Below are 7,050 nucleotides of genomic sequence, written 5' to 3' on the forward strand. Positions count from 1 at the left end.
CTCGGCAACGACGGTGACGCAGGGTAGCGTGTCGCCCGTGTTCCCTACCGTGCGTGAGGTCCTGGACCTGGTGCCGATGCGCCACGGTGCGCCGCGCCTGGTCGCCGGGAACGCCGGGCTGGACCGGCCGGTGCGGTGGGTGCACATCGCCGAGGTGCCCGACATCGCCACCCTGCTCGGCGGCGGGGAACTGGTCCTGACCACCGGGATCGGGCTGCCGGCCGACGACGCCGGGCTGCGCGAGTTCATCGGCACCCTGGCCGACGTCGGCGCCTCCGGACTGGTGGTCGAGCTGGGCCGCCGGTACCTCACCGGAGTGCCCCGGGTGATGGCCGCCGCCGCCGAACGCCGCGGCCTGCCCCTGATCGAGCTGCGCCGGGGCACCCCGTTCGTCCGGATCACCGAGGCGGTGCACGGGCTGATCGTGGACGCCCAGCTCACCGAGCTGCGCGCCACCGAGGAGATCCACCAGCGGTCACCGACCTGTTCGGTTGAGGGCGCCGAACCGGCCGAGGTGCTGCGGCAGGCCGCCGAACTGGCCGGCTGCCCGATGGTGCTGGAGAACCTGTCCCGGCAGGTGCTCGCGTACGACCCGGCGGGGGAGAACGCGGAACTGCTGCTGGACGGCTGGGAACAGCACTCCCGGCAGATCCGCCCGGCCGGGCGCACCGCGTACGACCCGGGCAGCGGCTGGCTCGTCACCACAGTCGGGGCGCGCGGGCAGGACTGGGGACGGCTGCTGCTGCGCTGGCCCGTCGCCGAGTCCACCCCGCCGACCCGGCTGACCATCCTGATCGAGCGGGCCGCCTCCACGCTGGCCCTGGGGCGGCTGATCCGGCGCGACGCCGAGGGCCTGGAACGGCAGATCCACCGTACGCTGCTGACCGCGCTCATCGACCACTCCCGCCCGGTGGACGAGGTGGCGTTGCGCGCCAAGGCGCTGGGCGTCGTCCTGGACCGACGGCACCTGGTCGGCGTGGTGGTCCGGCACCGTGGCGACGAGCCGGCCGCCGGCCCGGGCGCCGACGCCGACCCCGAGGCCGGTCCGGCCCGCCTGCGCGACCTCGCCGAGGCGGTCGGCCAGGCCGTGCGGGACGCCAAACTCACCGCCCTGACCAGCGCCGTCGACGACCATGCGGTGGGGGCGCTGCTGGCCCTGCCCGACGCGGCCGACGAGGAGAAGGCACTCGCCGCGTTCGCCACGGCGTTGCGCCGGGTACGCCTCGACGCCGCCCCGTCCCGCCCTCCGGCCACCCGTACCGTGGTGGCGGCCGGTTCGGGCGTGGGCAGTCTGCGCGAGGCGCGCCGCTCACTCGTCGAGGCGCGTCAGATCGCCGAGGCGGCGCGGCGGGACCCCCGAGACCTGCCCTGCTACCGGCTGCCGCACGTCGGGTTGGCCGGTCTGCTGCACCTGCTGCGCGACGAGCCCCGGCTGCAGACGTTCGTCGAGCGCGAACTCGGGGCACTGCTCGCGTACGACGCCCAGCACCCGCGTGAGCAGTTGCTCGGCACGCTGCGCGCGTACCTGGAGCAGGGGCGGAACAAGTCGGCGGGCGCTGCCGCGGCGCACCTTTCCCGGCCGGCGTTCTACGAGCGGTTGGCCCGGATCGGCCGCATCCTCGACGCCGACCTGGACTCGGTCGACAGGTGCTTGTCCCTGCACGTGGCCCTGCTGGCCCTCGACGCCATCCGAACCCCCTGACCCACCCCCGGGCCGTCACGCCGGTCCCGCCGACCCCGCCGATCTTGGACTTGTGGCGCCCAGGATGCCCAGAACCGCGGCTTATGCGCGCCGCCACAACTCCAAGATCGATGGGGCCGAGGCGGTGATCATGAGGTTAGGCCGGTGTTTTGCCCGGATTCGCCCCGCCAACTTCATGATCAACGCTGCGGGGCGAGGGCGGGGCGGGCGGGGGGCGGCGGGGCGGGGGCGGGAGCGGGGTGGGTCAGGTTAGGGCGGTCAGGGTTTTGGCGTAGGGGGGCGGGACGAAGTTCGGGCCGGCGGGGGTGAACACGTCGGAAGTGGCGGCCGCCTGCCAGGCGGTGTCGGGCAGGGCCGCGACCAGGGCGCGTACCACCGGGGCGTCGCGCCACTGGTCCTGCTGGGCGAGCAGGCTCAGCGCGACCACCGACTCCTCCACCTCGCCGACGCACTCGAACGGCTTGTGCCCGTCGACGCCGAGCAGCTCCCGGTAGCCGGGCACCTGGGACTCGTCGGCCAGCAGGTCGCCGCCGAAGATGCCGGTCAGCCGCTCCCGGGGCATGAACGGGGCCATGGCGAGGAACACGAAGCGGCACTTCGGGCAGTCCCGGCACCAGCGCTCGCTCGCGTCGCGCAGCTTGAACGCGGCGTTGCAGCTGGTCACCACCGCGTCGTACCGGTCGATCTCGGCGAACAGCCGGGCGATGTGCAGCTCGGACAGGGAACGCAGCAGCGAGAAGTACGGCTCGGTGAGCCCGGCGTGCTCGGCCAGCGCCGCGCGCAGCAGCCCTTCCGCCTCGACGCCCTTGGACCACTGATGGTTGATCTCGTGGCCGTTCCAGATCAGGTTCGGGTCGGACGCCGAGCGCTCGTTCGACATCACCACCGGGCCGAGCCCGTGCAGGACGGCGGTGGCCACGGCGATCAGCGAGTTGATCGCGGTGACCGGAATGTGCCCGTTGCGCGCGCCGGCCGCGTTCAGCTCGAACAGCACCGGGTCCAGCCGCCGCCGGGCGGCCAGCGGCACCAGGTCCGACGCCTCGTTCACCGCCACGATCACGTGGTTCGGGTTGACCGAGAAGGGCACCGGGTCGAGGCCGGCGCGGCGCAGCGCCTCCAGCGTGACGATGGAGTCCTTGCCGCCGCCCACCGCCGACAGCGGCCGCCGGTCGGAGTTGTCCAGCGCCGCCGCCGGAGCCACCGTCCCGGCGGGCACCTCGGGGCGCAGCTCCAGCACGTGCGGCAGCTCGTTGCGGTACGCGTACTCGGCGAGGCCCTTGGTGTAGACGGCGGTGACCAGCTCGACGGCGGCGGCGCCCAGCGGCGCGGGCAGCACCAGCCGGGGTGGCGCGGCGGCCTTGTAGTAGCTGACGCCGGCGACCACGTGCAGCAGCTCCAGGACCCGCGCCAGGGTTGCCGCTGTGGCGTCGGGGACCGGCTCGGCCGGCAGCGGGAGCGTGATCACCTCGGTGAATCGCTGCTCGCCGTCGGGACCGGTCAGGGCGTAGTCGAACAGGACCTCGCCGGTGGCGAAGTCGATCGAGTAGGACGGGAAGGTGAAGGCGTCCATCCGCCGCAGCTGCTCGTTGGGCACACGCCATACTAGGCCCTGGTTCGTCCGCCCGTGTCCGGCTGGGCCGACCCCCACCGCCGTGCACCGACCGAGTCCGAGGAGAGCCCGTGCGCCTGTCTGATCTGCGCGGACGTCATGTCGCCGTCTGGGGCGCCGGCCGCGAGGGCCGGGCCGCGGTGACCGCGATCGCCGCGCACGGGCCGGCCGGCCTGGTCGTCGTCGACGACAGCGCCAACTTCCTCACGCTGCCCTGGGAAGGTCCGCTGGCCGACGCGGCGCCGCTGGTGACCGGCGAGGCGGGCTTCGACCGGCTGGCCGCCGCGGACGTGGTGGTCCGCTCGCCGGGCGTGCCGAACACGCACCCGTGGATGGTGGAGCTGCGCCGCCGGTCCGTGCCCGTCACGCAGGGCAGCGCGCTGTGGATGGCCGACCACGCGGACCGGACCGTCGGGGTGACCGGCAGCAAGGGCAAGAGCACCACGTCCAGCCTGATCAGCCATCTGCTCACCGCGATGGACCGGCCGAACGTGTTCGGCGGCAACATCGGGGTGCCGCTGCTGGACCTGCCGGAGGCGGAGCTGTACGTGCTGGAGCTGTCCAGCTACCAGTGCGCCGACCTGACCGACTCGCCCCGGGTGGCGGTGGTGACAGCGCTGTTCCCCGAGCACCTGGACGCGCACGGCGGTGAGCGGGAGTACTACCGGGACAAGCTGAACCTGGTCGCGCACGGCCCGCACGCCGTGGTGGTCAACGGCGCCGACCCGCGCCTGGCCGCGGAGCTGGGCGACCGGGCCGCGATCCGGGCCGGCTCACCGGACACCACGCACGTGTCCTCCGGCCCGGACGGCACGCAGTGGTTCCACCTGCGGGACACGCCGCTGTTCCCGCGCGCGGTGCTGCCGCTGGTCGGGCGGCACAACGAGGGCAACCTCTGCGTCGCGCTCGCCGTGCTGGACGCGCTCGGCGTCGACGTGGTGGCGCGCAAGGACAGCCTCGCCGTCGCGGTCGCCGAGTTCCAGGGCCTGGCGCACCGGCTCACCGAGATCGCCGACCCGTCCGGGCTGACGTTCGTCGACGACACGCTCGCCACCAGCCCGTACGCGGCCATGCACGCGATCGACGCGTACGAGGGGCGGCCGTTGACGGTGATCGTCGGCGGCGCCGACCGGGGGCTGGACTACAGCCCGTTGCGCGCGCACCTGGCCGAGCGGGAGATCACCGTGATCGGCGTGCCGGACAGCGGCCCCCGCATCGTGGAGGCGCTGTCCGGGCTGCCGTCGGTGCGTACCGAGCTGGCCGACGACCTGGTCGCCGCCGTCGGGCTGTCCCGCAAGCTCACCCCGGCCGGCGGGGTGGTGCTGCTGTCCCCGGCCGCGCCGAGCTACGGCCGGTTCCGCAACTTCGAGCACCGCTCCGAGGTGTTCGCGCAGGCGGTGGCGGACACCGCCCGCTGAGTCAGCCGCGTTCCGCCCGGGCGTCCCGCGACGGCCCCGGCTCGGCCGACAGGAGCGCGTCGAGCGACTCGGTGGGCGCCGAGCTGTCCACCGGTTCACGCGGCCCGGGCGCGGTGGCGGCGACCGCCGTGTCGGCGGCGGGTGTCGCCTCGGCGCGGGCCGGCCGCTGCTTGACCGGGGTCCAGGCGAACGCGAGCGCCCCGCCCACCAGCGCCAGCAGCATGCCGACCAGGAACCCGCCTAGGTTCGAGGTCAGCCAGGAGACCAGCCCGAGCACCAGGGAGAGCACCGCGTAGAAGACCCGTTGCTGCGGGGTGGTGATCAGCAGCACGCCGCAGATCACCAGGATCGCCGGGACCAGGTACGCGGCCAGGCCCTGCGGCCCGACGTGCAGCAGGACGCCGAGCGGCGCGCGCAGCGTCACCAGCATCTCCGCGCCGCCGAGCGCGATGAGCAGCCCGGCGGTGAACGGTCGCGCGCGCCGCCAGCGCCGCCAGCGTGCGCGGACGCCGGCGGCCGTGTGCTGTCCCGGGCTCATGTCAGCACCCGTCGGAGCTGAAGCCCATGCGCAGGTTGGGCAGCGTGAAGATCGCGGCGGTGGTGGCGTAGTTGTTCTGCCGCAGGTTGGTGATGGTCACCGTGTCGGCCTGCTGGGCGAACACGCCCGGGTTGCCCTTGACCCCGGGGACCTTGTCGACGGTGCTGGCGTCCTGCCCGACGTCGATGTTCTTGAAGGAGGCGTTGCCGGCGATCTCGTCGCCGTCGACCACGAGCGTGCGGGCGGTCACGGGCTTGCCGGAATTGCCGGCGGTGATCCGCAGGTTGGTTCCGCCGAGGTTGATGCTCTGGCAGAGGTTCGTCAGTTCGGCCTTGTCGATGGCCGAGACGATCACGAGCACCTGCCCGCCGGTGTCGCCCTGGTTGGGGCTGTCCGGGATCATCTGGTCGAGCGTGGCGAACTGCTCGAACCCGGTCCCCTCCAGTTTGTCGGCGGTGACGGTGAACGGCATGCCCGAGATGGCGAACTGCGCGCCGAGGACACCCTGCGCGGTGAGCATCACCATGCCGGCCGCGCCGACGGTCACGGTGCCGAGCGTGACGGCGAACCGGCGCCAGCGTACGCCGCTTCTCGGTTGATCGATCTGCTCCGACATGCTGGCTCCCTTTCGAGATCAATTCATCCGCGACGATGTGAATTGGATTCGCGGGGCGTCCGCGCCGGGTGGGCGCAGGCCGAAGTTACCGCTGAGTAAAGGGCCGGTCAACTGCCTGTAGCAGATCATTGGACGGCATTTGCCAAAAGCGGCCAAAGTGAAAAACCGCTGCGGTTTCTGATCGGTCAGGGATGAGCGGGCGGCGCGCACGGCGCCGTGGCGGCCGGTCCGTCGTCCGGTCGGGCGGCCCGGGCGGCGCGCCGGGCGCCCTCGGGACCGAGGAACGGCGCGGTGGCCGCGTACGTGAGCACCGGCAGCAGCGCCGGCAGCTCGTCGGCCCGCCCCTGCGCCACCCGCTCACGGATGGTGGCGTGGATGCCGCCGACCACAGTGGACACCAGCGCGTCGCGATCGACCTCCGCCGGCTCCGGACCGGTGCCGGCGAAGAACCGGCGGAAGCTGCGCAGCAGCGCGTCGCGTTCCCGGCGCGCGTCCGGGCCGGCCGCGTCCACCTCGACGAGTGCCATCCGGGCGAACGCGGGCACGCTCGCCAGCACGTCGAGCAGCGTGCGCAGCGCCGCGCGTGCCGCGTCCGGCCAGGCCGGGCCGGCGTCGCGGTAGGCGTCCTCCATCAGGTGCGACACCACGGCGATGCCGTGCCGGTACGCGGCCAGGAACGCGTCCTGCTTGCCGTTGAACAGCGCGTAGAACGCGGGCCGGGTGACTCCGGCCGCGTGGCAGATGTCGCTGACCCGGGCGTTGTCGTACCCCCGGGCGGCGACCTCCCGGACCAGCCCGTCGAAGAGGCGGTCGCGCTGGGTCGCCGCCACCTCCTCGGCCGGCACCCGGCGCGGGCCGCGCTTGATGGCGCGGTCCGGGTCGCGGCCGTGGCGGGCGCCCGGCAGGGGTGCGGGTGCCGGTGACGGCGGGCTCGGGATGGTCACCTGTCGACCTCTCTCGATGCGTTGACTTTACGACCCTCCGGGGTTTATAACTTTCGACACGCTCAGTTCACGCCCCGTCACCGCTGGTGATCTCTCCTCGTCGGTCACCCCGTACGTGTCGAAGGAGGGCCGGATGGCTGCCATTATCGCCGCGCGCACCCGTCCCCCCAAGGCCGGAAAGACCGAGGTGACGGGCGTCGCCGCACTGCGCCACGCCGCCCGG

General features: G+C 73.4%; 6 protein-coding genes. 2 read left to right on the forward strand and 4 right to left on the reverse strand.

Annotated elements, in window-relative coordinates:
• The first annotated feature begins 28 nt into the window (after positions 1–28).
• Positions 29–1,702, forward strand: a complete 1,674-nt coding sequence (locus MCBG_RS30060) for a PucR family transcriptional regulator (RefSeq protein ID WP_043329739.1) — start codon at positions 29–31, stop codon at positions 1,700–1,702.
• A 244-nt stretch (positions 1,703–1,946) separates the two neighbouring features.
• Here the strand turns inward: MCBG_RS30060 and MCBG_RS30065 are convergent, their stop codons facing one another.
• Positions 1,947–3,296 carry a hypothetical protein gene (locus MCBG_RS30065; protein WP_043329741.1) on the reverse strand — a complete coding sequence of 450 codons (1,350 nt, stop codon included), beginning with the start codon at positions 3,294–3,296 and terminating at the stop codon, positions 1,947–1,949.
• Between the two features lie 86 nt (positions 3,297–3,382).
• Between MCBG_RS30065 and murD the strand changes: the two genes are divergently transcribed.
• A complete protein-coding gene (gene murD, locus MCBG_RS30070) occupies positions 3,383–4,729 on the forward strand; it encodes a UDP-N-acetylmuramoyl-L-alanine--D-glutamate ligase (RefSeq protein WP_043329742.1) in 1,347 nt (448 codons plus the stop codon).
• Position 4,730: 1 nt separating this feature from the next.
• Here the strand turns inward: murD and MCBG_RS30075 are convergent, their stop codons facing one another.
• The 3 genes from MCBG_RS30075 to MCBG_RS34960 form a co-directional block, all read right to left on the reverse strand.
• Positions 4,731–5,267 (reverse strand): DUF6114 domain-containing protein, encoded by a 537-nt coding sequence (locus MCBG_RS30075; protein WP_043329743.1) that lies wholly within the window; start codon positions 5,265–5,267, stop codon positions 4,731–4,733.
• Between the two features lies 1 nt (position 5,268).
• On the reverse strand, positions 5,269–5,883 hold the full coding sequence (locus MCBG_RS30080) for a DUF6230 family protein (protein ID WP_030500319.1): 615 nt from the start codon (positions 5,881–5,883) through the stop codon (positions 5,269–5,271).
• Positions 5,884–6,068: 185 nt separating this feature from the next.
• Positions 6,069–6,827: a TetR/AcrR family transcriptional regulator gene (locus tag MCBG_RS34960; RefSeq protein WP_043329745.1), complete on the reverse strand. Its 759-nt coding sequence runs from the start codon at positions 6,825–6,827 to the stop codon at positions 6,069–6,071.
• Between the last annotated feature and the right edge of the window lie 223 nt (positions 6,828–7,050).

The organism is Micromonospora sp. M42, from assembly GCF_000568915.1.
In the GTDB taxonomy this organism is placed as follows: domain Bacteria; phylum Actinomycetota; class Actinomycetes; order Mycobacteriales; family Micromonosporaceae; genus Micromonospora; species Micromonospora chalcea.